Raw genomic sequence first — 24087 nt, 5'->3', positions numbered from 1 at the left:
GCAGGGGGGTCGTGAACCGGGAGCCATGGTAATGGGCGACATAGCGACCGGAACAGACGTGCTCGTAGTGGGCGGCGGTCCCGGTGGGTACGTGGCCGCGATTCGGGCGGCCCAGCACGACCTCGACACGACACTCGTCGAGCGCGACGCCTACGGGGGGACCTGTCTCAACTACGGCTGTATCCCGTCGAAGGCACTCATCACGGCGACGGACCTCGCTCACGACGCGGGCGAAGCCGCCGAGATGGGCGTCGTGGCCGACCCCGAGATAGACATGCCAGCGATGGCAGACTGGAAGGACGGCGTCGTCGACCAGTTGACCGGCGGCGTCGAGAAGCTCTGCAAGGCCAACGGCGTCAATCTCGTCGAGGGGACGGCAGCCTTCGAGGACGAACACACCGCGCGCATCGCCCACGGCGGCAGCGGCCAGGGCATGGAGACCATCGAGTTCGAGCACGCCATCGTGGCCACGGGCTCCCGCGCCATCGAGGTGCCGGGCTTCGACTTCGAGGACGACCCCGTCTGGTCCTCGCGGGACGCGCTCGACGCCGAGGCTGTACCCGACGAACTCGTCGTGGTGGGCGCCGGCTACATCGGCATGGAACTCTCCACGACGTTCGCGAAGGCCGGGTCGGACGTCACGGTCGTCGAGATGCTCGACGGCGCACTCCCCACTTACGAGGACGACGTCACGCGCGTCGTGACCGAGCGCGCTGCGGACCTCGGCATCCAGTTCGAGTTCGGCGAGGCGGCCAGCGGGTGGGAGGAGACCGACGGCGGCATCGTCGTCACCACGGAGACCGAGGATGGCGAGGAGTCGTCCTACGAGGCCGATCGGGTCCTCGTGGCGGTCGGTCGTGAACCCGTCACCGACACCCTCGAACTCGAAGCTACCGGGCTGGAACCGAACGAGGCGGGCTTCCTGGAGACCGACGGTCGAGCCCGGACCGACGTGGACAACATCTTCGCCGTCGGGGACGTCGCCGGCGAACCGATGCTCGCGCACAAGGCCAGCAGGGAGGGCGTCGTCGCCGCCGAGGTCGTCGCGGGCGAACCCGCGGCCCTCGACTACCAGGCCGTCCCGAGCGTCGTCTTCACCGACCCCGAGATTGCGACCGTCGGGATGACCGAGGCCGAGGCCGCCGACGCCGGCTTCGACCCCGTGGTGGGCCAGATGCCGTTCCGCGCGAGCGGCCGGTCCCTGACGACCGGCAACGACGAGGGGTTCGTTCGCCTCGTCGCGGACGGCGACGACGAGTTCGTGCTCGGCGCCCAGATCGTCGGGCCGGAGGCCTCCGAACTCGTCGCGGAGGTCACGCTCGCCATCGAACTCGGCGCCACCCTCGAGGACATCGCGCGCACCATCCACACCCACCCGACGCTCTCGGAGGCCGTGATGGAGGCTGCAGAGAACGCCCGCGGGCAGGCCATCCACACGCTCAACCGATGACCGTCGAGACGCCGTTCGACCGACTCGCCATCGTGGAGTGGGGCGACCACCCGTGTCCACCGGAGCACCTCCGCGACCTGCTCACGGACCTCGACTGCGAGGTCGTCGTGCGCGACGTGTCCGACCTGGCGGACTGCGACGCCGCGGTCACCGTCTACCACCACGAGCAGTTCCTCGGGAGCGTCGATTGGGTCCACACCATCCGGTCGGGGTACGAGGACTTCCCACTGGACGCCTACGAGGCCGGAGGCATCACGCTGACGAACAGTACGGGGGTCGCCGGCGACCTCGTCGCGGAGAGCGCACTCGGCATGATGCTCGCACAGGCGAAGGGGCTCCACCACTACCGGGACAACCAGGGCGACGCAGACTGGGAGCGCACCCACTGGGAGCGCCCGTTCGAACTCGGCAGGGCGTCCGTCTGCGTGGTCGGCCTCGGCGCGCTGGGGTCGAGCGTTGCGACGCGCGCCGCGGCGCTCGGCATGGACGTCTGGGGCGTCGACGTCAGGCCGGTGTCGGCACTCGGTCTGGACCGCGTCTACGACGTGAGCCGACTCGAGGAGGCCGTCGCGGACGCGCGCTTCGTCGTGCTCACCGCTCCGCTCAGGGAGTCCACGCGCGGCCTCGTCGGTGCCGAGGCGCTCGTCGCGATGCGCGAGGACGCGTTCCTGGTGAATGTGAGTCGCGGGGAGATCGTCGAACAGAACGCGCTGGTGGCCGCCCTTGAGAGCGGCGAAATCGCCGGTGCAGCCCTGGACGTGTTCGCCACGGAACCGCTCGAGCCCGAGTCGCCGCTCTGGGAGATGGACGAGGTCATCGTCACGCCCCACGCCGCGGCACAGTCGAACAACTACGGCGAGAAGGTTGCGGAGCTCGTCACGAACAACGCGACGTGTCTCGCCGCCGACCGGGAACCCTGGAACCGGATCGTCTGACGAGGTTCGTCATATACGGACAGAAGGTTTTTCTTCCCGAACGTGTTCTGTCGAGCCATGAATCGACGTGACGCGGGCCCACGGACGCCGGTCAAGACGGCGGAGCGAACGCTGGAACTCGTGGAGTTCCTCAAGGAGGCCGACGGCGCCACGTTGACCGAGGCGACGGAGGCAGTCGACCTCCCGAAGAGTAGCGTCCACAACTACCTCCAGACGCTCGCCCACCACGGCTACGTCGTCGAGGACGACGGTGCCTACGAGGTCGGCCTGCGCTTCCTCGACCTCGGCGCGTACGCCCGCACCAGGGTCCCGCTCTACCCAGTCGCCGAACCCGAACTCGAGGCCGTCGCCGAGGAGACCGGCGAACTCGCGAACCTCCTCGTCGAGCAGGACGGCCGCGGCACGTTCATCTACCGCATGAAGGGCGAGAACGCCGTGAAGATCGACTCCTACAACGGCCAGCAGATACTCCTCCACACGACGGCCATCGGGAAGTCGATACTCGCGTCCCTCCCCGAGGAGCGGGTGGAGTCTATCCTGGACCGCCACGGGCTCCCCGCGAAGACCGAGAACACCATCACCGACCGCGAGGAACTCCACGAGACCCTCGACGAGATCCGCGCAGAGGGGTTCTCCTACGATCACGAGGAGCGCATCAGCGGCCTCAACTGCGTCGCAACGCCGCTGTTCCACGACGGCGAGGTCGTGGGCGCCATCAGCGTCACGGGACCGACCAGCCGGATGTCCCTGGAGCGCATCGACGGCGAGATAAAACAGCAGCTCCAGAACGCCAAGAACATCATCGAACTCAACCTCTCGTATTCCTGAACACGGTCGACGTCTGATCGAACCTCCATCCGTGGATGAAGAACTGCACTCGGTGTTCGAGCGGTTCGACGTAGGTGTCGCTCCGTTCACTCAAGGTCACACATTCACGTCAGAATCACTATCCTCTCTTCATTCGTATTTCGCGGATAGGTGGGCGTGGGATCTGCCTGGAGCCGGAGAACCTCTCTGGTGGTTCGTAGAGTTATCGGGAGAACCCCGTTCCGTGTCGGTGCTGTAGCGTGTACCTGGGGAGGAATCGATTCTGTCGACGTGTGTGATTCCACCCCTTGAAGTGCTGTGTTTCGTATATTACGAACTATGGGTTGGCTCCCGGGCGTTAAAGAATAACAACAGTACAGTTGTTATCTCGGTGGGTTGTCGCGCTAGTAACGGTCGATCCTCGTTGTAGGTCGTGCACGGTCATTCTAAATTCACTACGGGCACCGAAGGGAAATCTGAGGCAGTTCAAGTGAACCGTCCAGTAATAGTAGACATGTTTATAACTGGGTAGGAACACTGTATTACCTACTCAGTGACACTAGTTGCCGACCTGCCGGTGTACCTACTGAGTCGTGACCAGGGCCATGCACTCGATCTGGTCAGAGGCGCCACTCGCGCTCCGAGAAGCGCCCTCGGGCTGCTCGTAGCCTCCGGAGGCTCGACGGCGTCTCTTCGTCGGTAGATCAGGGTTTAGAGTGCGCTGACTCCTCGTGGGTGCCCGCTACGAAGAACTGCGTCGATGGCCGTCCTGGATACAGTGGTTCCCGGACTCTACGCCACCGGATACGTCTACTAACCGGGCTCTGCAGGTTGCTCACCTCCTGCTCGCATACAATTTGAGACTGACTCGCCGATCGATGTACGCCACAGCGTTCTGTACTCACGGCAGTTGAACCGATACCGCGAGGGAGACAGAACGAGAGCGACCTTCGAGGCTAATCGTCTCCGGGTTGTCTGTCGATCTCGAGGTGATTGTACGGGGGTTCGCCGTACTGGGCGTGGACTCACCGCCGGAGTAGAACGGCCCCACGATATCGCCGCTCGTGGCGAGAAATATCAGAATCGGATTATACACATAGTTGTGATAAATGTCCGAACGTCCCGGACTCGCCCGGGCACTACTCGCGGGCAGCCAGTTCGTCCATCGCGTCGACTAGTCGTTGATGCCGCCGTCGAGGAGTCGCCCCGCCCCTGGGACCTGTGTACTGAGGTCCAGGTGGTCGAGAATCTCGTACGTGGTGGCGGAGGCGGCCGAGAACACCGGGAGACCGAAGCGGTCCTCGGCGGCCTGTATCGCGGTGAGCGACGGCATCTGGACGCACGAGGACAGCACCAGCGCGTCGGCGGAGTCCGTATCCAGGTCCGCAGCGATGTTCAGGAGGTTCCGCTGGTCTAGCTGTGCGACTTCGAGGTTGTCGGGACACTCCAGCGTCTCGTAGTCGACGACGTCGACGCCGCTGCTCTCGAAGTAGTCGATGACCGTCTGCGTGAGTTCCTCGACGTAGGGCGCGACGAGCGTGACCTGCTCGGCCTCGAGGCGGTCGAGCGCCCGCACGAGCGCGCCGGCGCTCGTCACCACCGGTGCCGCGGCGTCGTTGTCGACGGTCTGCTGGTAGAGTGTCGCCTCGCTGTCCTCGTGGTAGCCGGCGCCCTGGGCCATGATGCCGATGAGACAGGCGTACGCGAGGACGTCGCAGTGGGCGTCCGACAGCAGGGTCGCGCAGTGCTCGGACTGCTCGTCCATCCGCTCGAGTTCCTCCTGGGTGACGCTCTGCATCCGCATCCGACTGGAGTGGAACGTGAACGATTCGCCGTAGTGCTTGGGCCGCGCGTCGAGCATCGCTGGAATCTCCGTCTCCATCGTGACGTTCGAACTCGGGACTATCAGCCCGACTCTGAACTCCTCGGTCATGGTACTCACTAACGCACTCGATGCGTATAGACTGTCGGGCGGATAGTCGGGGTACTCCCGGAGCGCCGGCAGACGGCCCGCAGTCTGCCGGTTTCCAGGGTGGTGAACGTCGCACTGACAGCAATCTCCTCCAGCCTGTCCACCGGAGTTCGACCGGACGTGGAAGATTCGCGACGAACTCGTCGCCGACCTCCGTCACGAACGCCGACGACACGGTTCAGATTCCGGGCCGACCGGGCCTGGGAATCACGATCGGCGAGGCCGTCCTCGAATGGCTCAGTCGGTAGCGACTGCGCGAGGTAGAGACCCGGCACGTGGTCCCAGATACTGGGGCTCACGCCAACACTTATCCCCACCGTTGGCGTGCTACTGCCCATGGTGCGTGCTAGTCTCAACCACGTGAGTGTACTTGCCAGGGACCTGGAGGCCTCGGTAGCGTTCTACTGTGACGTCCTCGGTCTGGAGCGAATCCCGGCGCCGAACTTCGAGGTGCCGGTCGAGTGGCTGCAGGCCGAGTCGGGGCAGATACACCTCTTCGAACGCGACATGGAGCCCGCCCCCTACTACCACTTCGGGGTCACCGTCGACGACTTCGAGGGGGTCTACCAGCGCGCCCAGGCAGACGACCTGTTCGCGAACTGGGGCGAGAGTTCTAACGCGAGCGTCTACGAACTCCCCGACGGTGCCGCCCAGATGTACATCAACGACCCCGAGGGCAACCTCGTCGAGGTCGACTACCCGGACTTCGAGGCGGTGGACAAGTCCATCGTCGAGGAGGTAGTGAACCGCGACGACCTCATCCCACAGACGGGCGCCGCTGCGGACGGAACGCTCAATCTCTCGCCCGTCGGGTCAGCCGACAAGTGACGACCGAGAACTAGAACTGGCCGGTGTACCGGTCGCCTCTACGTCGCGCTTCCTCGACGAGGCGGTAGCCCATCTCCACCTGGTCGCGCTCCCACTCCGCCAATGCGGTGTCGAGGTCGTCGGCGTTGTAGATCGACTCGGCCAGTTCGAGGGCGTCCGCCGCGGCGTGGGCGGTTCCCGCGGCCATGTGCGGCCGGATGAAGAACGCCGCGTCGCCGAGGACGCAGACGTCGTCGAACACCAGCTGGGGGATGGCGAGGTCGTAGATGCACTGCACGAACGGTTCTGCAGTCTGCCGGACGAGCCACTCCATCTGCGGCGGGAGGATCTCCCCGGCGATCGCTATCTGCTGTTCGCGGACCGCCTCGCGCATCAGTCCCGGTGGCAGGGAGTGCGACCGCTGGGTGCCGCGGTTGTCGTACAGGAGGTCGTCCAGCGCCTCGCCCTCCTCGAAGGGGTAGTACCACACCCAGTTGATACGACGCTCGCCCTTCTCCATCTCGCCGTTCGGCCCCGGAACCGGGTAGGTGAGGAACTGCGAGCGCGGCGCGTGGTAGAGGTTGTAGACGTCGCTGAACGTCGACGGGTACTCGGGGAGGACCGCCGACTCGGGGAGCGTCCCGCGGTACGCGACGTAGCCCGAGTACTCGGGGGTGCGCTCGGGGACGAACTGCTCGCGCATCGGCGAACGGTACCCCTCCGCGACGACGAGGAGGTCGGCCTCGACCTGCTCGCCGTCCGCGAACGAGACGGTGACGCCGTCGGCGTGCTGTTCGACGCCCGTCGTCTCCTTGCCCATCCGGTAGGTCCCCTCCGGCAGGTCGTCCCGGAGGTTCCGGTAGACGGTGTCCCAGGACGTCGTGTACGTCGCGTGCCCCTCGACGTCGACGGGCTTCCCGGTCTGGTCGAGGTGGTGGGTCCGGTTCGTGTGCGTCGCGATCTGGTCCCAGTCGGCGATACCCTGTTCCTCGAGGTACGTGAGCATCTCCGGGTGTGCGATGATGCCCGCGCCGCGTTCCCGCATCTTCCCGCGTTCGGTCTCCTCGTACACCGTCACGTCGTGGCCCGCCTGTCGGAGTGCTGTCGCCGCGAACAGACCGCCCATCGACCCGCCCGAGACGACGACGTCCAGTCGGTCCTCGACGTCGGCTACCGTCTGTTCGCGCTGGCCGACGTCCGGGAGGTCGTAGCGCTCCTGCATCACGTCCGATTCGTAGTAGACGTGGCCCTCGTGGCAGACTCGTGGCGGCCCGTCGTAGTCGTAGACCCGGTCGGTCATTGGCCGGTCTCCATGTACTGTGGGACGTTGGCATACCACGATAAATCCACCGCCCACCGGTCGACTCGACGGTGTCAGAACTGCGACCACTCCACGGTGCGAAGAGCGTGAGAACGAGGCTGCTGGCCCGGCCGTCTGCGCTAGCGACGGTCGACCGCCTTCTCGAGCGCACGACCGGTGTACGACTCCAGGAGCTGGGCGCGGTACGCGCCGTCGGCCTGGATGTCGTCCATCATCTCGTCGGTGTCGATGCCGTCGGTCGCCGCCTCGGCGGCCGCCGAGACGACCGCTGGCGTCGGCTCGCTGCCCTCGAGTTCCTGCTCGGCACCCTCCAGTCGGACTGCACGGTCGAGGGCGCCGTTGGCGGCGATTCCGGCCTTGGAGACGGTGTCGCCGTCGAACTCGAGACGGACCGCGACGCCGACCATCGCGTACCCCGAGGACGGACTCGGCTTCTTCTCGTAGGCGGCCACGCCGTCGTCCAGTTTCGGGAAGTCGATACCGGTGAGGATCTCGTCGGGGCCCAGCGACGTCATGTAGACGCTGAGGAAGAAGTCGTCGGCCGCCAGCTCCCGGCTGCCGTCCGGTCCCTGGGCGTGGATGGTCGCGTCCGTCGCCACGACGACGGCCGGGAGGTCCGACGCGGGGTCGGCGTGGGCGATGTTCCCGCCGACCGTGCCGCGGTTGCGGACCTGCGTGTCGCCGATCTCGCCCGTGGCCTCCGCGAGGCCGGGCACGTGCTCCTCGACGATGGCGTCGCCGACCACGTCGGAGTACCGAGTGCACGCGCCGACGTGGACGTGGTCCCCGTTCTCCTCGACGCCCGTGATGTCGTCGATCTCGCCGATGTCGACGATGACGCCGGGCGACGCCAGGCCCGACTTGATGGTCGGCACGAGGCTGTGCCCGCCGGAGAGTACCGCCGGGTTGTCCATGGCGTGCTCGTCCAGCAGCTCCAGGGCCTCCTCGACGGAGTCCGGCCGGTAGTAGTCGAAGGAGTCGGGGTACATTACGACCCCTCCTCCGCGTCGCGGATGGCGTGCCAGACGCGCTTGTCGGTCATCGGCATCTCGACGTTCTCCACGCCGAACGGTTCGAGTGCGTCCACGACGGCGTTCGCTACGGCTGGCGTCGCGCCGATTGTCCCGGACTCAGCGACGCCCTTCACGCCGAGCGGGTTGTGTGGACTCGGTGTCTCCGTACTGTCGAGTGTGAGGTCTGGCATGAGTGTCGTCTTCGGCACCGTGTAGTCCTGGAACGCGCCGGTGAGCAGGTTCCCGTTGTCGTCGTACACCGCGCCCTCGAAGAGCGCCTGGCCGATTCCCTGTGCGATGCCGCCCTGGATCTGGCCCTCGACGACCTGGGGGTTGATCTGGACGCCGCAGTCGTCGACGCCGATGTAGTCGACGAGGTCGACCTCGCCCGTCTCGCCGTCGACCTCCACGACGACGACGTGGGTGCCGAACGCCCACGTGAAGTTCTCTGGGTCGTAGTACGAGGTCGCCTCGAGTCCCGGTTCCATGTCCTCCGGGAGTTCCGTTGCGACCTGAGACTCGGTGGCGATGGCCTGCAGGGACATCGACCGGCCGGGCGCCCCGGAGACGAAGAACTCCCCGTCCTCGAACTCGACGTCCTCCGGACTCGCCTCGAGGTGGTGGGCCGCGATCTCGGTCGCCTTCTGGACGACCTTGTCGATGCTGTGCTTGATGGCGCCACCGCCGACCGGCGCGCTCCGGGACCCGACACTCCCCGTGCCGTCGGGGACCTTGTCGGTGTCCGTGCCCTCGTAGAGGGAGACGTCGTCGACGTCGATGCCGAGTTTGTCGGCGACGATCTGGCTGTGGGTCGTCTCGACGCCGGTGCCGGGGCTCGCCGTCCCGACGTACGCCGTGACCTCACCGGAGCCGTGGACGCGAATCGTACTCGACTCCCAGTAACTGGACTTCACGGCGGCGTCCGGGAGCCCCATCCCGAACATCTCCGAGAGACTCGACGGCGCGAGGCCGCCGGACTCGATGAAACAGGAGATACCGATACCGAGGTACCGGTCCTCCTCGCGGAGTTCCGCCTGTCGCTCGCGGAGTTCCTCGTAGTCGGCCATGTCGAGGGCCTTGTCGAGTGCCTTCTCGTAGTCACCGCTGTCGTAGGTGCTGCCCAGCCCCGTCTCGTAGGGGAACTGGTCTGGCTCGACGAGGTGGTTGCGACGGTACTCCGCTGGGTCGACGTCGAGTTCGCGTGCGATGTGGTCGACCAGCCGTTCGAGCGTACAGATGGCCTCCGCCCGACCGACGCCGCGGTAGACACCCGTGGGCGTCCGGTTCGTGTACACCGCGGTGCTGTCGAAGCGGATGGCTGGGATCTCGTACTGCCCCGAGAGCAGCAGGCCGAACGTCGTCGACGGCGCGAGACAGCCCTTCGAACCGAGTTCGCCGCCCATGTCCGCGGTCGACCGCACGCGCAGCCCGGTCATCTGGCCGTCCTCGTCGACGGCGGCCTCGGCCTCGACGTACTGGCCGCGGCCGTGTTCGTCGGCCTGGAACGCCTCGCCGCGCGTCTCGATCCACTTCACGGGCTGGTGTAACTGCATCGCGCAGAACGCCGTCGCCACCTCATCGGGGTAGACCATCGACTTGCTCCCGAACCCGCCGCCGATGTTCGGCGCCTGCACCCTGATCTTCCGCTCGGGGTGGTCGAGGACGTCCGCCATCATGGTCTTGTGGAGGAACGGCTGCTGGCTCGGCGTGTGGACGGTCAACTGCTCGTCGTAGGGGTCGTACTCCGCGAGTGCCCCCCGTGGTTCGAGCGCGTTCGGGACGATGCGCTGGTTCTCGTACTCGAAGCTGAACGTCCGGTCGGCCGCCTCGAAGGCCTCCTCGACGCCCTCCTCGTCGCCGGTCCCCCAGGTGAACGCGACGTTGTCCGGTCGCTCCTCGTGGAGCGTCGGGGCGTCCTCGTTCGCCGCTTCGACGGGGTCGGTGACGGTCTCCAGTCGCTCGTAGTTCACGTCGACGAGGTCGACAGCGTGGTGTGCGGTGTACCGGTCTTCGGCGACGACCACGGCGACCGGCTTCCCCTGGTAGCGGACCCTCTCCCGGGCGAACAGCAGGTGTTCGGTCTCCGTGAGGTTCGGTACGCGGTAGATCTGTGGGATGTCGCCGGGGACGCCCGCGGCTTCGACGTCCTCGTGCGTGAACACGGCGACGACGTCCTCGTGGGCCTCCGCCGCCTCCGTGTCGATGTCCTCGATGCGTGCGTGGGCGTACTCGCTGCGGACGAACGACGCGTACAGCATGCCCGGACGCTTGAGGTCGTCGAGGTAGTCGCCGTGGCCGGTGATGAGCTCCAGGTCCTCGCGGCGCTCCATGGCGTCGCCGATGGACTCTCCCTCGGTGAACTCAGTCATCGCTGCCGCCCTCCCCCTTCGCGGCCGCCGACTCGACGGCGTTGACGATGTTCTCGTAGCCGGTGCAGCGACAGATGTTCCCCTCGAGGGCCTCCCGGATCTCCTCGCGGTCGGGGTCCGGGTTCTCCTCGAGGAGTCCGTCTGCGGTCATCAGCATGCCGGGCGTGCAGTAGCCACACTGGAGGCCGTGCTCCGCTCGGAAGCTCTCCTGGAGCGGGTGGAGGTTGTCCTGGTCCCCCAGCCCCTCGACGGTCGTCACTTCGCGGCCGTCGGCCTGGACGGCGAACAGTGTACACGACTTGACGGGGTCGCCGTCCAACTGGACTGTGCAGGCACCACACATCGTGCTCTGACAGCCGACCTTCGGGCCGGTGTAGTCGAGTTCCTCTCTCAGTGCGTGGACGAGCAGCGTCTCCGAGTCGACAGTGAGCGATTGTTCCTTTCCGTTTACTGTGAGTGTTATATCGTGTCTTGCCATTGTGACTCTCACACAAGTCTCGTTGGATAATGCCAACACTGTATGAAAAAGGTATCGTCGAGTTAACCCGCCGCAAGCGTGTCAATACAGCGAGTTGAACCGGCCTACGTGTCACATCAAAGAAGGTTGTATACGCGAACCCTTTTCTTGGTTCGCGATAACATACCCCTGATGAGTGACCTGCAGCCCTTGACGGAGGACGAACAGGTGCAAAACTACGTCGGTGGTGAGTGGCAGTCACCGACGAGCGAGGACGGCCAGGCAGTGGTCAACCCCGCGACGAAGGAAGAACTCGGCTACGTCGCGTTCAGCTCCGAGAGCGACGTCGACGAGGCCGTCGAGCGCGGCCAGGAGGCCTTCGAGGACTGGAGCAGGCGCCCAGTCGAGGACCGCATCCAGCCGCTGTTCGCGTTCAAGCAACTGCTCGAGGACAACATCGAGGAACTCACCGAGGTGCTGGTCCAGGAGCACGGCAAGAACGTCCACGAGGCGCGCGGCGAACTCCGCCGCGGCATCGAGAACGTGGAGGTCGCCTGCGGCATCCCGACGATGATGCAGGCGGGCTCCATCCCGAACGCGGCGCCGAACATCGACGAGACCGCGGTGCGTCGTCCACTCGGCGTGTTCACCGCAATCACGCCGTTCAACTTCCCGGGGATGATCCCGCTGTGGTTCCTGCCGTACGCCGTCGCCACCGGGAACAGCTTCATCCTCAAGCCCAGCGAGCAGGACCCGCTGGTCGCCGAGAAGCTCTTCGAGCTCATCGACCAGGCGGGCTTCCCGGACGGCGTCGTCCAGCTCGTCCACGGCAGCGTGGACACGGTGAACACGCTGCTCGAACACGAGGGTATCGCCGGCGTCTCCTTCGTCGGCAGCACGCCCGTCGCCCGGCACGTCTACCAGACGGCCGCCGAGCACGGGAAGCGCGTCCAGTCCCAGGGTGGGGCGAAGAACCACGTCATCGTCACCGAGAGCGCGGACCTCGAGTTCGCCGCCGAGAAGACCGTCTCCTCGTCGTACGCCTGCGGCGGTGAGCGCTGTCTCGCGAACGACGTCGCGCTCGTCGAGGAGTCAGTCTACGAGGAGTTCACGGACCTCGTCGTCGAGGCCGCCGAGAACCAGACGGTCGGCTACGGACTGGACGAGGAAACCGACATCGGGGCGCTCATCACCCCCGAGCACGCCGACTCCGTCCGGAACTACGTCGAGACCGGCGTCCAGGAGGGCGCAGAACTGCTCGTCGACGGCCGGGACGTCACCGTCGAGGGGTACGAGGACGGTAACTTCGTCGGGCCGTCGGTGTTCGCCGACGTGACCGAGGACATGGTCATCGCACGCGAGGAGGTGTTCGGCCCGGTGCTCGCACTCGCGTCCGTCGAGGACGTCGACGCGGCCATCGAGCGGCTCAACACCAGCGACTTCGGGAACGCCGCGAGCCTGTTCACTGGCCGCGGCGCCGACGCCCGGAAGTTCCGCCACGAGGCCGACGTCGGTAACCTCGGCGTCAACGTCGGGACGTCCGCGCCGATGGCGTTCTTCCACTTCGGCGGCCGGAAGGACTCGTTCTTCGGCGACCTCCACGCCCAGGGCGAGGACATGATCCACTTCTACACCGACAAGCACGTCTACATCGAGCGCTGGCCGGACGCCTGAACCGGTCCAGCACTGCACCGGCCGTTCGGACGACATCCACCGCCGTTTCTCGTGACGTACCAGATACTCGACCAGTACAGCAGGGGCCACGTCGCGGCCAGTCGGTCACCGCCGAACGTCGTCCAGACCCCCGATTCGTCGGCGGGAGACAGCTATCAGGCGGTCGATAGCTCCCCAAACGCTTTTGTGAACAGCCGGGCATCTTCCCTATGTGTCACAATCCCTAACATACCTGAAGGAGACCGAGCGCAAGGCACTCGAGATCCCGGAGGACGTGACGGACTCCGTCCACGACATCCTCTCGGAGGTCCGCGAGTCGGGCGACGACGCCATCCAGGAGTTCACGCGACGCTGGGACGACGTCGAGCGCGACGATCTGCGCGTCGGCGACGACGAGATCCAGGCCGCTCACGACGACCTCACGGACGAGGAGAAGGAGACCATCGACCACACCATCGCGAACGTCCGTCGGTTCCACGACGAGCAGCGCGAGCACCTCCAGTCCTTCGAGAAGGAGTTCCAGGAGGGCGTCCACCTCGGCCAGCGCATCGTCCCCATCGAGACCGCCGGCGTCTACGTCCCCGGCGGTCGCCACCCGCTGGTCGCCGCGCCCGCGATGTCAATCGTCCCCGCGAAGGTCGCCGGCGTCGACCGCGTCGTCGCGTGCGCGCCACCCCAGCCCGACGGCTCCATCCAGTCCGCACAACTGTACGCGATGGACCAGGCGGGCGCCGACGACATCTTCGTCGCCGGCGGTGCGCAGGCCATCGGCGGGATGGCCTACGGTACGGACACGATTCCCGCCGTCGACAAGGTCGCGGGCCCCGGGAACATCTTCACGACGGAGGCGAAACGGCAGGTGTACGGCCACGTCGGCATCGACTTCCTCGCCGGTCCGACCGAGGTACTCATCGTCGCCGACGACACCGTCGACGCAGGGCTCGTCGCGACCGACCTGCTCGCGCAGGCCGAACACGACCCGAACTCACGGCCGGTACTCATCGACCTGGACGAGGACCACGCGAACGCCGTGGTGGACGAACTCCACGACCAGCTGCCGGGCCTTCGGACCGAGGAGGTGGCCCGCGAGTGCTGGGACGAGAACGGCGAAGTCATCGTCGCCGCGGACCGCGACACCGCCGTCGAGGCCGCCAACGACTACGCGATGGAGCACCTCCAGTTGATGGTCGAGAACCCCCGCGACCTCGTCGACGACCTGCGGAACTACGGCTCGCTGTTCATCGGCGAACACTCACCGGTCGTGTTCGGCGACAAGGCCGTCGGCACCAACCACAGCCTCCCGACGCTGGAAGTCTCGAAGTACAGCGGTGGCATCTGGGTCGGCACGTACCTGAAGACGCTCACCCACCAGGAGGCGACCAGGGAGGGCGCCGCGGAGGTCGCGGAGTGGGCAGCTCGAATCTGCGAACTGGAGGGCACTCACGCCCACCAGCTCTCCGCCGAGGCACGGCTCCTGGACGACGAGTAGCTGGACCGTCGTCTCTTCCGGTTGGCGACCTGTGAAGTTGCCCCCATCGTTATACTCACGTCACTCCATGGGGAGTGTGAACTTATGGCTGACATCGTCGACCTCACACAGGAGATCTACGAGGGGCAACCGGTCTACCACACCCACCAGCAGACGGTGACGTGGCGGGACACCTCCTTCGAAGACATCGACTACATGCTCCGCAAGGAACTGGGCGAGGAACCGCCGTTCACGTTCGAGACGAACGCGCTGCTCATCTGCGAACACGGCCCGACGCACGTCGACGCCCCTCGCCACTACAGGGAGGACGGCGACTCCATCGAGGAGATGTCCCTGGAGACGTTCCGCTCGCCCGGGAAGGCCGTCGACGTCTCCCACCGGGGGCCCGGGGAGTACATCACGGCCGACGACATCGAGGCCGCCTGCGAGGACGCCGGCGTCACCGTCGAGGATGGAGACACGGTGCTTCTCAGGACGGGCCATTACGACGAGACCCACCCGACGCGAGAATACTCCGCGAACTACCCGGGGCTGAACGCCGCAGCGACACAGTGGCTCGTCGACCGCGGCGTCGTCAACTTCGGCGTCGACCAGCCGAGCCCCGACACGCCCGACGACCCGACGTACCCGTGCCACACCCTCTGCCGGGAGCACGACCTCCCCCACGTGGAGAACCTCCGGAACATCGACCAGGTCGTCGGCGAGACGTTCACCTTCCTCGGCCTCCCGCTCCCGATCCGCGACGGCACCGGCTCGCCTATCCGGGCCGTCGCCGTTCTGGAGGAGTGAGCGGGCGAACGGGACAGCAGAAGCGTCTCCCGGGTCGCACGCGACCCGCGCTCAGATGCCGGTGACCGCCACGGGGCGGTCGGTCGTGAGGATGACGGACTGTGTGACGCTGCCGAACACTGCTTTGCCGGCGGGACTCCGCTTGCGGCCACCGAGGACGATGAGGTCGGCGTCGATGTCGTCGGCGACGGTGACGATTCCCTCGACGGGGTCTTCTCTGGCGTCCTCCTCGGAGACGCTGTAACCGTCGCTGGAGAGCTGTCGGGCGGCCTGCCGGACCGCCGGGATGCGGTCGGGCTTCTGGAGGTCCCTGGACCCTTGGCGCTTCTTCACCGCGTGCACGACGGTGACGTCGACTTCGTCGGTCGACCCCGGTAACGACTTGACGAAGTTGACCTGCTTGCTCACTCTGTCTTCGTCGTCGCCGACAGCAACGAGTACCCGGTACATGACAGTAGTTCGAATCAGCGACTGCTTATAGGTTGCCCCGAGCGGCGAGTAGAAGCCAACAGGAACGGGGAGGTTCGACTGACCGACTACTGGATCGTCAGCAACTCCTTGACGCGGCCGCTCTCCTCGGCGTCGTCGGGGGTCCCCTCGTAGACGACCTCGCCGTCGACCATCCCGTAGATGCGGTCGGAGAGTTCGTACACCAGTTTCGTCGACTGCTCGACGAGCAGGACCGTCTTCTCTCCCTTCAGGTCGGCGATGGCGTCCCTGACGTCCTCGGCGATCCGTGGCGCCAGCCCCTCGGTGGGTTCGTCGATGAGGATGATGTCGTTGTCCTCCATCAGCGCACGCGCGATGGTCAGCATCTGCTGCTCGCCGCCACTGAGGTGGCCGCCCTTGCTCTCGTACAGTTCGCGGAGCTTCGGGAACCGTTCGGTCACCGACTCCATGCGCTCCGCGGTACGCGAGGCGGACATCGACGTCGCTGCCATCTTCAGGTTCTCCCGGACCGTCAGGCCGGCGAAGATGTCCCGCTCCTCGGGAGCGTAGCCGATGCCTCGCTTCGCGATGTCCTGGGTGTCCTCGCCGGTGATCTCCTCGCCCCGGAACGTGATCGCCCCGTCTTTCACCTCGGCGAGGTTGAGGATCGACCGGAGCGTCGTCGTCTTCCCGACGCCGTTGCGCCCCACGATGGAGACGACCTCTCCCTGCTCGACAGAGAGGTCCACGCCGAACAGCACCTGCGTCTCCCCGTAGTAGGCGTCGATGTCCGACACCTCAAGCATAGAGGCTGTCCTCCCCGAGGTAGACGCGCTGGACGCGCTCGTTGTCCCGGATCTCGTCGACGGAGCCGTCCGCGATCAGTTCGCCCTCGTGGAGGACGGAGATGCGGTCGGAGAGCCCCATCACGACGTCCATCTTGTGTTCCACGAGGAGGATCGTGTGGTCGTCCGACACCGAGCGGATGAACTCCGACACCTCGTGCATCTCCTCCTCGGGGAGGCCGGCCGTCGGCTCGTCCAGCAACAGCAACGCCGGGTCGAGTGCGATGGCCATCCCGATCTCGAGGCGGCGCTTGTTCCCGTAGGAGAGGTTGTTCGCGACCGTCTGGCGGTTCTCGTGGAGTTTCAGGTCCTCGAGGATGTCGTGTGTCTCGTCGATGATCGACTGGTCGTCGGTGGCCTTCTCCAGGAGCGCTCGCTGTCCGTCCGTCTCCCGAGACTGGACCGCCAGTCGCACGTTCTCGAAGGTGGTCAGCTCCGGGAAGACGTTCGATATCTGGAACACGCGGCCGATGCCGCGCTGTACACGCTCGTACGGCTGGAGGTCGGTGACCTCCGACCCGCCGAACGTGATCGTCCCCTCCGTCGCTTCGTACTCGCCGGTGATGAGGTTGAAGAACGTCGTCTTCCCGGCGCCGTTTGGGCCGATGATGCTCGCGATCTCGCCCTCGTTGACGTGGTAGTCGACCGAGTCGACGGCGGCGAACGTCCCGAACCTCTTCGTAAGTCCCTTTGTTTGCAGTAGTGGCATTGTAGCGGAAACCGATGTTCAGATGGCGTTACGTGTAGAGGTCCGAACCGCAGTCGGGCAGCAGTTCTGCGCCGCCCTGGGTGTCCTCGAAGGAGAAGATGTCCCACTCGTCCTCCTGTTCGGAGGTGGGCTTCCCCTGGACGATGTACCAGTCCTGGATGGACTGGTTGTCGCAGTCGCGCCACTCCTCGCCGGTCTTCGTGTGCTCGAACGACGGGTTCTCGTTGATCGCAGTCGTGATATCCTCCGGGTCGAGGCTCTCTGCGCTGTTGACGGCGCGCTCGAACTCCTTGACCGCAGTGTAACAGACCGCGGAGTAGGAGTCGCCGGGGTTGCCGAACTCGTCGGACATCTTCTGGCTGAACTCGTTGGTCGCCGGGTTGTCGGCGTTCGCGTTGTACTGGATGCCAGCGTAGATGTTGTCCCACTGGTCCAGTCCGGCACGCCGCGCGACGGTGACCGTCGTCAGGCCGATGAAGATCTCCTTGCTCTCGTGGAGACCGAACTCGCGGGCCTGACTGAGCGAGGTCGCCTGGTCGGCACCGAGGTTCTGGATGAACAGCACGTCCGCGTCCGAGTTCTCGGCCGAGGATAGCTGCGAGGCGAAGTCGCTCGCACCGAGTGGCGCGGCGACCTCGCCCTCGATGGTGCCACCGAGCTCCTGGAACGCGTTCTTCTGGTGTTTCCAGGAGTCCTGGCCCCAGGCGTAGTCGGCGTACAGACCGTACATGGTCTCGCCGAGGTTCTCGTGGATGAACGCCGCGTTCGCGTACTGGGTCTGGTAGTTCAGTGCGTACGGCGTGTACGAGCAGTCGTACAGGTTCTCCTGGGTGTGGAAGTCGGGAATCGTCTGGCAGCCCGCCATGTACGGGATGCCGCTCTCCTTGGCCTGCGTGTTCGTCTGCAGGGAGATCCCACCCGAGAGGTTCGCGACGAGGAGGTCGATGTCCTCGTTGTTGATGAGGTCACGGATGCGGCGTGCGCTCGTGTCCCCGTTGAGTTCGGTGTCGCGGTCGATGACCTCGACGTCCTTCCCGTTCAGTCCGCCGTTCTCGTTGATCTCCTTGACCGCGAGGTCGACCCCCTCCTTCTGTGTGGTCGCCTCCTCGCTGTAGGCGCCCGTGTACGGGAACGCAGTCCCGAGTCGGACGTTGCCGTTACCGCCACCAGACAGTACGTCGAGACAGCCGCTCAGTCCCGAGATACCGACGAGTCCGCCTGCCCCCGATGCCTTGATGACGTCTCGCCGGGAGACCCCACCTGATTTCCGTCCTTCCGTCGCCGAATTCTCCCCGTTCATGAATGTGCGTGAATCTCTATCATAGACATCCCTGATAAATGTTTCTCTAATACGCGCTACGCGATGGACAATAGACAGAATTCCTGCATAATTTCGCCCACCGCCGATTTAAAACAGCTTCGGGCGGAGTGTATCGGCGGGCAACCGGCTTGTTTTGCCGCATCTCGGAACACCACGCGCGGGACGATGCTCCTCAGAGACGGGCGGGAGGAGGTCGTCTCTCGGCCGAACCAGTAATTTTTGCAACAATAGTCAGTCCGACGTTCGTAAACCGGTACTTCCGTTGTCAGGAACAACTATCTGCCGTCGACCGCACAGGTAGCACCGATGCTAGACGGAGTCACCGCGTTCGTCACCGGCGGGAGTCAGGGTATCGGTCGAGAGATAGCCGTCACGCTGGCCGAGGAAGGCGCGAACGTCGCCGTGGCCGCACGGAGCGACGGAATCTACGAGACGGCCGAGGAGATCGGCGAGGGAGCACTCCCCGTCGAGACCGACGTCACCGACGAGGAATCGGTGGCGTCGTCCATCGATGCGACAGTCGAGGAGTTCGGCGGCCTGGACTGCCTCGTGAACAACAGCGGCATCGCCGGCCCCACGGCTCCCGTCGAGGAGGTGTCCGTCGAGGACTGGCAGCAGACGATGGACGTCAACGTGATGGGGATGTTCCTCACCGCCAAATACGCCGCCGAACACCTCCGGGACAGCGACAGGGGGAGCGTCGTCAACATCTCCTCGATCAGCGGGAAGCGACCGCTCCCGAACCGGACGCCGTACACGGCGTCGAAGATGGCAGTCATCGGACTGACGCGGACGCTCGCCTTCGAACTCGGTGACGACGACGTCACGGTCAACGCCATCTGCCCCGGCGCGACGAAGGGTCCCAGGATCGAGAGCGTCATCGAGAAACAGGCCGAGAAGCTGGACGTCTCCTACGAGGAGGCCAAACGTCGCGTGTTCACCGAGGACGCCGCGCTAGGCGAACTCGTGACCGCGACCGACGTCGCCAACCAGGTCGTCTACCTGGCCAGCGAGCGCGGGCAACACGTAACCGCACAGGACGTCAACGTCGACGGCGGGAGCGTCTGGTACTGACCGGAACCGCGACTCCGAACTCACTTCTCACGGTACTTGGCGACGCTGACTGCGAGGAACAGCAGTCGCGAATCAGAACTGACCGACTACGAGAAAGCGGCGCGCGGGTTACTCGAGGCCGCCCAGCGACTTCCCGAAGATCCCCTGCGGGCGCAGGATGAGGAACAGCGCCATCACGATGAAGATGGCGACGTCGGTCATCGGCGGCCAGATGAGGTACGAGAGCGCGCTCGCCTCGCCGACGAGGATTGCCGCGATGATCGACCCGCGGAAGCTGTTGAGCCCGCCGATGACGACCACGACGAAGCTCTGCACGACGATGGTGGTCCCGACCTCCGGGTAGACGCTGATCATCGGCGCGTGGAGGATGCCGGCGAGGCCCGCGATGCCGACGCCGAGGGCGAAGACGAGCGTGTAGACGCGGTCGATGTCGATGCCGAGTGCCTTCACCATGTCGCGGTTCTCCGTGGCGGCGCGGATGATCATCCCGATGTCCGTCCGCTGGAGGAACAGCCAGACGGCGACGGAGACGACGACCGCCAGGCCGATGACGAACAGCCGGTACGCCGGGTAGTTGATGATGCCGAGGCCGACCGAGAACCGGAAGAGCGACGGCGTGCTCACCGTCTGACTCCCGACTCCCCAGACCATGCGGATGACCTCGTGGAGCACGAGCATCACCCCGAACGTCAGCAGTAACGACGCTATCAAGTCGCGGTCGTAGAGGGGGCGGATCACGGTCACTTCGGTCGCGACGCCGACGGCCGCCGTCGCCAGCAGGGCGACGAGCATCGCCGCCAGGAACGCCCACGGCCCGGAGATCATCTGGAGGGTCGCTAGCCCGAAGTAGATGCCCAGACCGTAGTACGCACCGTGCGCGAAGTTGACGACGCCCATCAGCCCGAAGATGATCGTCAGTCCCATCGCCGTCAGGGCGAAGATGCTCGCGAGCGAGAGGCCGTTCAGTACCTGGATCAGGAATTGGCTTGTGGATACCATTGTTACGTTTGACTCCGTGAGAGGGGGGTGTCGCAGTGGCTGGTCGACAGTTCGTCCGTCCGGCCGTGGTCGGTGTGGTGCTCACTCATTGCTGCGTGGGGGCACCTCCTGGGTCGTGTACGACGTGCGGTCGGAGACGTAGTCCCGCAGGGTCCCGACGATTCCCTCCGGCAGGAACAGCACGAGTGCGATGAAGATGAGGCCCACGAACAGCTGCCAGTGTTCCGTGAACGCGCTGATCTCGTCGACCACCCAGTAGTAGGACATCGTCCCGACGATGGGACCGACGAACGAGCCGAGGCCACCCAGCAGCAGGAAGAAGTTGACCTCGCCCGATAGCACCCAGTTCAGCGTACTCAGTCCGACGAAGTTGAGGTAGATCGGGTAGAGGGTCCCGCCGAGACCGGCGAACCCCGCGCTGGCGACGAAGGCGATCATCCGGTAGCGCTGGACGTCGTAGCCGAGGAAGTTCGCGCGGTCCTCGTTCTCCCGGACCGCGTTGAACACGTGGCCGAGTTTCGACTGCTTGAGTCGCCGGATGGCGAGGACGCTCGCCGTGAAGATGACGAACACGAAGGCGAAGAACATCATCTCCGAGTTGACCAGCCCGCCGAACGCCTCCTCGAACTCCAGGACGAACACGCCAGGAATCCCCAGCGTCGGCGTCTCCAGCCCGTAGAGGCCGTCGTCGCCGCCAGTGAGTGACTCCCACTGGAAGAACGTGAAGTACACCATCTGCTGGAAGGCGAGCGTGATGAGCGCGAGGTACGTCCCGCGCCGTCTGAGGGAGAGCGCACCGATGACGATGCCGCCGACGATGGCCAGGAGCGTCCCGGTGACGATGCCGAAGAAGCCCATGTACGCAGGTGCGTCGACGTGGACGAGCCAGAACGCCGACCCGTACGCGCCGAGGCCGAAGAACGCTGCGTGGCCGAACGTCAGCATCCCGGTCTCTCCCAGCGAGATGTAGTACCCCATCGCGAACATCGCGAAGATCAACACGTGCGTGGTGAGCGAGAAGTTGCCCGTGAGGAACAGGGGGAACAGTACGAGCGCGAAGAGCAGCAGCAGTTCCCGTCCGTCGACGACAGATACGATCCGTTCGAGCCAGCCTGATTCTTGCTCCTTGCTCTCCATTACCAATGGTAGCGGCACCCGTACGATATAAATGTAACGTTCACTTCTCTCTTGTTGACACATAATATATTACACGACGTATCCAAAATATCGCCCCCGTGCGGGGCAGAACTAACGGCTCACCGAACCACGGGCCCGAACGTGTCGAACAAGCCACCATTCCTGTGGGCGGGTGTAGAACGGGGAAGACGACACAGCAGTGTGCGGGGCCGGTCGGCGCTCCGAACACCGGGAGACGCTCAGTAGACGGTGTTCGGCCGAACACCGACCTGCCGCGGTGGATAGAGCTGCAGTTCGCGGGCGAGGGAGTCGACGTCCTCGACCCCCGCGAACGGGTAGAGACAGTCCACGTACGGGACTGCCGTCGCCATGCCCGCCGCGGTCGGCTCGTACTCGCTGGACTTCGCGAGCGGGTTCAGCCACACCACCAGCGAGGCGCGCCGCGCCAGCCACGCCATGCCGGACTCGAGTTCGTCGAGTTCCCCCATCTCCAGGCCGTCGCTGAGCACCAGGACGACCGTCCGGTGGTCGACGACGTCCGGGTCCCGTTCGTGGACCGACTCGATGGCGTGGCCGATGCGCGTCCCGCCACCCCACGCTGCCTCTGCCGCCTCCAGGGCGTCGAACGTCGCGTCGGCGGTTTCGGTGTCGAGTGCGTCGGTTATCTCCCGGACGTCCGTGTCGAAGATGAACGTCTGTGCACTCCGCCACGACTGGTGGACGGCTCGGAGGAAACTGACCAGGAACGACCTGTCGAGGACGTCCAGCATCGACCGGCTCACGTCCGCGAACACCACGCCACGGACCTCGGTCTCCTTGCGGTGTAGCTCCGGGAGCGAGGTGAGGACACCGCCCGTCGAGACGCTGTTGCGGAGTGCCCGCCGGACGTCCGGCCGCGACCCCGCGTTCGCTCGCTCCGGTCGGCGCCCCGTCTGGGTCGCGAGGACGCTGGTGAGACGCTCCGTGGCGGCCGCCGTCGCCGCCTCCTCGGACAGCGAACTCGGCGTGACAGACTCGGACGCTCCCACCGGACTGTACTGCGCCATCTCGTAGACGTCTTCGGGGTCCCCCCCGGAGTCGCCGACCGAGAGGTCGCTGCTGTCGGCACCCCCGGACTCGTCCGGGAGTTCGTCGACCGTCTCCGCGTCCGCCGGCGTCTCCTGGGCGTCGAAGCCGAAGCCGTCGTCGTCGGCCGCGTCGTCGCCGGCGTCCTGCTGGCTTCGCGTTACTGCGTCCCGAAGACGGCCCCAGAACTGCTCGAACAGGTGGTCGAACAGGTCGCGGTCGTCGGCCCGGGTGATCACCGCGGTGCGCAGGCTCACTCGCGTTCGCTCCTTGTCGGTCACGCCGGCCACAGACAGCGCCTCCGCGGCGGAGATGGCGGCGTTGGCGGGAACCGCGGCGCCCGCCGTCCGTAGCGCGCGAACGAACGTCACGAGTTCCCCGTAGACGGAGTCGTCGAACAGCCGAACGGACCGGGAGTCCCGGGGACAGTCAGCCGTCATCGGGGGTGTCGCCGGGGGTCGCGGCCTCGTCTGCCGCCGGAGCGGGAGGGTCGTCCAGCAGGTCCGCGATCAGCTCCTCGTCGACGCGCTCGACGTCCTCTGCCTCCTTCAGGAGACAGGCCAGCGTCCGTTTCACCTCCTGGACCGAGAGGTCGTCTCCGTCCGTGTGGTGGGTCGCGATGGCTCGCGCCCAGTCGAGCGTCTCCGAGATACCCGGCTGCTTGCGGAGCGACGACCCCCGCAGTCCCTGGACGAACCCGACGACGTCGTCGACCAGCGCCGCCTCTAGCTCCGGGACCTTCCGCTCGACGATGGTGCGCTCCTTTTCGTAGTCCGGGGGTTCGATGTAAAGGTAGAGACAACGCCGTTTCAGCGCGTCGCTGAGTCCCCGCGTCCGGTTCGACGTGATGACGACGACCGGCGGCACGTCGGCTCGGACGGTCCCGATCTCGGGAACGGACACCTGGAAATCGCTCAACACCTCCAGCAGCAGCGCCTCGAAGGCCTCGTCCGCCCGGTCGACCTCGTCGATGAGCAACACCGGTGGCGCCTCCGCCCCGGCCCGCAGCGCCCGTAGTAACGGTCGTTCGAGCAGGTACTCCTCGGAGAACACCGACTCCGCCTCAGCGCTCCCGCCTTCGCCGCCGCTGGCGCGCGTCTGGACGGCCAGCAACTGTTTCGTGTAGTTCCACTCGTAGAGGGCGTTCTCGGCGGTGAGCCCCTCGTAACACTGGAGTCGCACGAGTTCCGTGCCGAGCGCGGACGCGAGCACCTTCGCTATCTCGGTCTTTCCCGCCCCCGGCGGCCCCTCGACCAGCAGCGGTTTCTCCAGGGTGATCGCGAGACTGACCGTGGTCACGATCTCGTCGCCGGCGACGTAGTCGGCCGACTCGAACGCCGCCCTGAGGTCCGCCTCGGACTCGATACCCGCTGGCGTGGTGCCCGGATTCATGGTGTGCGAACTTACGAACGAGACTGCCCGACG

Annotated in this window: 21 protein-coding genes; 8 read left to right on the top strand and 13 right to left on the bottom strand. The window is 65.7% G+C overall.

All coding sequences use genetic code 11. From position 1 onward, the window contains the following. Nucleotides 1–25 precede the first annotated feature (25 nt). Genes lpdA through LT965_RS00095 form a run of 3 tightly spaced genes read left to right on the top strand, consistent with a single transcriptional unit; the run spans nucleotide 26 to nucleotide 3213 of the window. Nucleotides 26–1450, top strand: a complete 1425-nt coding sequence (lpdA, locus tag LT965_RS00105; protein ID WP_232701980.1) for a dihydrolipoyl dehydrogenase — start codon at nucleotides 26–28, stop codon at nucleotides 1448–1450. Then, entirely contained in the window at nucleotides 1447–2385 is a 939-nt protein-coding gene (locus tag LT965_RS00100; protein ID WP_232701979.1) for a D-2-hydroxyacid dehydrogenase, read from the top strand. Before lpdA ends, LT965_RS00100 begins: the two co-directional genes overlap by 4 nt. Before the next feature lie 57 nt (nucleotides 2386–2442). Continuing rightward, nucleotides 2443–3213: an IclR family transcriptional regulator gene (locus LT965_RS00095; protein WP_232701978.1), complete on the top strand. Its 771-nt coding sequence runs from the start codon at nucleotides 2443–2445 to the stop codon at nucleotides 3211–3213. A 1153-nt stretch (nucleotides 3214–4366) separates the two neighbouring features. Here LT965_RS00095 and LT965_RS00090 read toward each other — a convergent pair. After that, nucleotides 4367–5125: a maleate cis-trans isomerase family protein gene (locus LT965_RS00090; RefSeq protein WP_232701977.1), complete on the bottom strand. Its 759-nt coding sequence runs from the start codon at nucleotides 5123–5125 to the stop codon at nucleotides 4367–4369. Nucleotides 5126–5500: 375 nt separating this feature from the next. Between LT965_RS00090 and LT965_RS00085 the strand changes: the two genes are divergently transcribed. Then, the gene (locus LT965_RS00085) at nucleotides 5501–5992 is read left to right on the top strand and encodes a VOC family protein (RefSeq protein ID WP_232701976.1); all 492 of its coding nucleotides are present in this window, start codon (nucleotides 5501–5503) and stop codon (nucleotides 5990–5992) included. Nucleotides 5993–6002: 10 nt separating this feature from the next. On the opposite strand, the gene LT965_RS00080 is transcribed toward LT965_RS00085, so the two are convergent. From LT965_RS00080 to LT965_RS00065, 4 genes are all read right to left on the bottom strand, one after another. Then, nucleotides 6003–7271 (bottom strand): FAD binding domain-containing protein, encoded by a 1269-nt coding sequence (locus tag LT965_RS00080; RefSeq protein ID WP_232701975.1) that lies wholly within the window; start codon nucleotides 7269–7271, stop codon nucleotides 6003–6005. 140 nt (nucleotides 7272–7411) lie between these two features. Beyond that, nucleotides 7412–8281, bottom strand: a complete 870-nt coding sequence (locus LT965_RS00075) for an FAD binding domain-containing protein (RefSeq protein WP_232701974.1) — start codon at nucleotides 8279–8281, stop codon at nucleotides 7412–7414. Next, complete coding sequence (locus LT965_RS00070; protein WP_232701973.1) at nucleotides 8281–10674, bottom strand: xanthine dehydrogenase family protein molybdopterin-binding subunit; 2394 nt, start codon at nucleotides 10672–10674, stop codon at nucleotides 8281–8283. The genes LT965_RS00075 and LT965_RS00070 overlap by 1 nt, the downstream gene beginning before the upstream one ends. Continuing rightward, a complete protein-coding gene (locus tag LT965_RS00065; RefSeq protein ID WP_232701972.1) occupies nucleotides 10667–11152 on the bottom strand; it encodes a (2Fe-2S)-binding protein in 486 nt (161 codons plus the stop codon). Before LT965_RS00065 ends, LT965_RS00070 begins: the two co-directional genes overlap by 8 nt. 171 nt (nucleotides 11153–11323) lie before the next feature. Between LT965_RS00065 and LT965_RS00060 the strand changes: the two genes are divergently transcribed. The 3 genes from LT965_RS00060 to LT965_RS00050 all read left to right on the top strand — a co-directional run bounded on the left by LT965_RS00060 (nucleotide 11324) and on the right by LT965_RS00050 (nucleotide 15083). Continuing rightward, nucleotides 11324–12805, top strand: coding sequence for a CoA-acylating methylmalonate-semialdehyde dehydrogenase (locus LT965_RS00060; RefSeq protein ID WP_232701971.1), 1482 nt, complete (start codon nucleotides 11324–11326; stop codon nucleotides 12803–12805). Nucleotides 12806–13016: 211 nt separating this feature from the next. Further along, complete coding sequence (hisD, locus tag LT965_RS00055; protein ID WP_232701970.1) at nucleotides 13017–14294, top strand: histidinol dehydrogenase; 1278 nt, start codon at nucleotides 13017–13019, stop codon at nucleotides 14292–14294. An 84-nt stretch (nucleotides 14295–14378) separates the two neighbouring features. Beyond that, a complete protein-coding gene (locus LT965_RS00050) occupies nucleotides 14379–15083 on the top strand; it encodes a cyclase family protein (RefSeq protein WP_232701969.1) in 705 nt (234 codons plus the stop codon). A gap of 51 nt (nucleotides 15084–15134) precedes the next feature. On the opposite strand, the gene LT965_RS00045 is transcribed toward LT965_RS00050, so the two are convergent. From LT965_RS00045 to LT965_RS00030, 4 genes are all read right to left on the bottom strand, one after another. Further along, nucleotides 15135–15533, bottom strand: coding sequence for a universal stress protein (locus LT965_RS00045; protein WP_232701968.1), 399 nt, complete (start codon nucleotides 15531–15533; stop codon nucleotides 15135–15137). Between the two features lie 86 nt (nucleotides 15534–15619). Beyond that, nucleotides 15620–16318, bottom strand: coding sequence for an ABC transporter ATP-binding protein (locus LT965_RS00040; RefSeq protein ID WP_232701967.1), 699 nt, complete (start codon nucleotides 16316–16318; stop codon nucleotides 15620–15622). Then, complete coding sequence (locus LT965_RS00035) at nucleotides 16311–17066, bottom strand: ABC transporter ATP-binding protein (RefSeq protein WP_232701966.1); 756 nt, start codon at nucleotides 17064–17066, stop codon at nucleotides 16311–16313. Before LT965_RS00035 ends, LT965_RS00040 begins: the two co-directional genes overlap by 8 nt. 28 nt (nucleotides 17067–17094) lie before the next feature. Further along, nucleotides 17095–18366, bottom strand: coding sequence for an ABC transporter substrate-binding protein (locus LT965_RS00030; protein WP_232701965.1), 1272 nt, complete (start codon nucleotides 18364–18366; stop codon nucleotides 17095–17097). Nucleotides 18367–18693: 327 nt separating this feature from the next. Between LT965_RS00030 and LT965_RS00025 the strand changes: the two genes are divergently transcribed. After that, nucleotides 18694–19461: an SDR family NAD(P)-dependent oxidoreductase gene (locus tag LT965_RS00025; protein WP_232701964.1), complete on the top strand. Its 768-nt coding sequence runs from the start codon at nucleotides 18694–18696 to the stop codon at nucleotides 19459–19461. Between the two features lie 108 nt (nucleotides 19462–19569). Here the strand turns inward: LT965_RS00025 and LT965_RS00020 are convergent, their stop codons facing one another. The 4 genes from LT965_RS00020 to LT965_RS00005 all read right to left on the bottom strand — a co-directional run bounded on the left by LT965_RS00020 (nucleotide 19570) and on the right by LT965_RS00005 (nucleotide 24054). Further along, nucleotides 19570–20460 carry a branched-chain amino acid ABC transporter permease gene (locus tag LT965_RS00020; RefSeq protein WP_232701963.1) on the bottom strand — a complete coding sequence of 297 codons (891 nt, stop codon included), beginning with the start codon at nucleotides 20458–20460 and terminating at the stop codon, nucleotides 19570–19572. An 81-nt stretch (nucleotides 20461–20541) separates the two neighbouring features. Then, the gene (locus LT965_RS00015) at nucleotides 20542–21597 is read right to left on the bottom strand and encodes a branched-chain amino acid ABC transporter permease (RefSeq protein ID WP_232701962.1); all 1056 of its coding nucleotides are present in this window, start codon (nucleotides 21595–21597) and stop codon (nucleotides 20542–20544) included. A 239-nt stretch (nucleotides 21598–21836) separates the two neighbouring features. Next, nucleotides 21837–23102: a VWA domain-containing protein gene (locus LT965_RS00010; RefSeq protein WP_232701961.1), complete on the bottom strand. Its 1266-nt coding sequence runs from the start codon at nucleotides 23100–23102 to the stop codon at nucleotides 21837–21839. Continuing rightward, nucleotides 23092–24054 (bottom strand): AAA family ATPase, encoded by a 963-nt coding sequence (locus LT965_RS00005; protein ID WP_232701960.1) that lies wholly within the window; start codon nucleotides 24052–24054, stop codon nucleotides 23092–23094. Before LT965_RS00005 ends, LT965_RS00010 begins: the two co-directional genes overlap by 11 nt. Nucleotides 24055–24087: the final 33 nt, after the last annotated feature.

It is taken from the genome of Halobacterium wangiae (genome assembly GCF_021249345.1).
Classification (GTDB): domain Archaea; phylum Halobacteriota; class Halobacteria; order Halobacteriales; family Halobacteriaceae; genus Halobacterium; species Halobacterium wangiae.
Note: the sequence above shows the minus strand (reverse complement) of the source record. Positions and strands in the feature narration are given on the sequence as shown.